The organism is Ilumatobacter sp. (assembly GCF_041688325.1).
Taxonomy (GTDB): Bacteria; Actinomycetota; Acidimicrobiia; order Acidimicrobiales; family Ilumatobacteraceae; genus Ilumatobacter_A.
This window is the reverse complement of sequence record NZ_JBDNIJ010000374.1, coordinates 1-2,564: the sequence shown is the minus strand read 5'-3', so window position 1 is coordinate 2,564 and position 2,564 is coordinate 1. Positions and strand designations below refer to the sequence as shown.

At 59.1% G+C, this 2,564-nt stretch carries 2 protein-coding genes; both read left to right on the top strand.

Features of this window, described 5'->3' with window-relative positions; all coding sequences use genetic code 11:
• Positions 1-1,345 (top strand): type I restriction-modification enzyme R subunit C-terminal domain-containing protein (locus ACH2EI_RS19075; protein WP_395161177.1); only part of this gene is annotated, 1,345 nt, incomplete at its 5' end.
• A gap of 30 nt (positions 1,346-1,375) precedes the next feature.
• Positions 1,376-2,564: DUF262 domain-containing protein (locus tag ACH2EI_RS19070; RefSeq protein WP_395161175.1), on the top strand; the 1,189-nt coding region annotated here is incomplete at its 3' end.

The following is a 2,564-nucleotide window of genomic DNA, read 5'->3' as shown; positions in this document are numbered from 1 at the left end:
GACCCCGCACATTGCGATCTCGGTCGACATGCTCGACACCGGCATCGACGTGCCCGAGTGCGTGAACCTGGTGTTCTTCAAACTGGTCCGGTCCAAGACCAAGTTTTGGCAGATGATCGGGCGCGGCACACGACTCTCACCGGACCTTTTTGGGCCTGGTGACGACAAGGCCGAGTTCAAGGTCTTCGACTTCTGCCAGAACCTCGAATATTTCAGCCAAGAACTCGCCCCCGCCGAAGGCTCAGGGGGTGCGCCGCTGAGCGAGCAGATCTTCTTGGCCCGACTCGAACTCATCCAAGCGTTCGACAAGATCCAAGCCCACCGAGATGAGCGCTCCGAGGTGGCCGGCGTGTTGCGTGAAGCGATTGCTTCGATGAACGAGAACAACTTCCTCGTCCGCCCCCACCTGCAACTGGTCGAACAGTTCCGGGAAGGCAAAGCCTGGGAATCGTTGACCGTCGGTGACCTCGCAGCACTAGCGGACCGTGTCGCGAAGCTTCCAGCACAGCTTGATCCGGACCACGAGGAGGCGAAGCGGTTCGACATGTTGCTGCTGAACGCTCAGCTCGGAGTGCTGCGGAGTGAGCCGTTCGAACGTCAGCGCCGCAAGGTGATGGCGATCGCTGGTGCGTTGGAGGACCAGCAGACAATCCCGGTGATTGCTGCACACCTTGCTCTCATCCAGGACATCCAGTCAGAGGAGTGGTGGGTCAACGTCAGTTACCCGATGCTCGAAGAGGTCCGCAAGAAACTGCGCGCTCTGGTGCACCTCATCGAGCGCTCCAAGAAGGGCGTGATCTACTCGGACTTCACCGATGAGGTCGGCGAGAGCATCGAGATCGAACTGCCGGGCACGGGCGGCTCCGTTGGCAGCAGCGAGTTCGTCCAGTTCCGCAAGAAGGCCGAACACTTCCTGACACAGAATCTGGGTGAGGCAGCGGTTGCCAAGGTCCGCTCGGGTAAGCCGCTGGGGGCCAACGACATCGACGAGCTGCAACGCATCCTCGTAGCGGCTGGCATTGGCACCGACGACACGTTTGCCGAGGCAAGCAAACGCGCTGGCAGCTTCGGGCTGTTCATCCGCAGCATCGTTGGCCTCGACCGGGCAGCAGCCAAAGAAGCGTTCGCCGAGTTCCTAGACGACAAGCGATACAGCAAGAACCAGATTGAGTTCGTCAACCTCATCATCAACGAACTCACCGACCGAGGCGTCGTCGATGCCCAACGGATCTACGAAGCCCCCTACGTCGGTGTCGCACCCGAAGGGCCCGAGTCGATCTTTGTTGAGGCTGAGCTCGATCGAATATTCGCCACGATCGATCAACTTCGAACCGCAGTCACGTAGCCGATCACAAACGACCCGTTGGAAAGAACCATGTCAACACAACGCTTCTCGCACACGACGTATCCGATCAGTCAACTCGTCGCCCAGATTGAGTCCGGCCAGCTCAGCCTTCCGGATCTTCAACGGCCATTCGTTTGGAAGCGCACCCGGATTCGCGATCTGTTCGACTCGCTTTACCACGGCTACCCCGCCGGGTACTTCTTGTTCTGGTCCACGCCTTCGCTGGTCGACAGCCACAAGGTTGCCACCGCTGAGGGGACCGCTGGTGGACTCAAGATGATCGTCGACGGACAGCAGCGCCTCACAAGCCTCTATGCCGTCATGAAAGGTCGACCGGTCATCAACGAGGACAACGAGGTTCAGTTCATCCGAATCTCGTTCAATCCCCTGACCGAGGCGTTCGCCGTCGGCGACGCAGCACGCGAGAAAGATCCGGAGTGGTTGAACAACATCTCAGAGGTTTGGACGAACTCTGAGGGGATGTTTGCGTTCACGAACGCCTTCATCTCCAACCTCTCCAATTCTCGCGAGGTCTCAGCGGAGGAGAACAAGAAGATTGGCGAGAGCCTCAGCAAGCTTGAAGGGCTTGGGAACTATCAGTTCTCTTCCCTTGACCTCTCAGCTGATCTCGATATCGATGAAGTCGCCGAGGTGTTCGTTCGGATCAACTCACTCGGTGTGCCGCTCAATAGCGCTGACTTCATTCTGACGCTCATGTCGGTCCACAAGAAAGAGGCCCGGCACCAGCTCGAAGACTTCGCCCGAGCGGCAAAGAATCCTTCGACAGACGGGGCGTCCCCGTACAACCACTTCCATGCGCCTTCGCCCGACGAGATGCTTCGCGTCGCTGTTGGCCTGGGCCTCAAGCGTGGTGTGCTCCAGAACGCCTATCAGGCGCTACGCGGCCGCGATCCGAAGACGAAGTTGGTTTCGGCAGCAGTTCGCGACGAGCACTTCGATCAGCTACTTGCTGCTCAGGACCAGGTACTCAACCTGACCAACTGGCACGAGTACATGGTTGCGGTCAAACGCGCTGGCTATCGAAGCGGCGACATGCTGACCTCGACGAACAACTTCCTGTACTGCTACCTCGTGTTCCTCATCGGTCGGCACGAATACGGCGTCGGCCAGAGCGAGCTGCGTGAAGCCGTGGCCCGTTGGTTCTTCATGGCCTCACTCACTGGGCGTTACACTGGTAGCCCCGAAACGATCCTCGAGG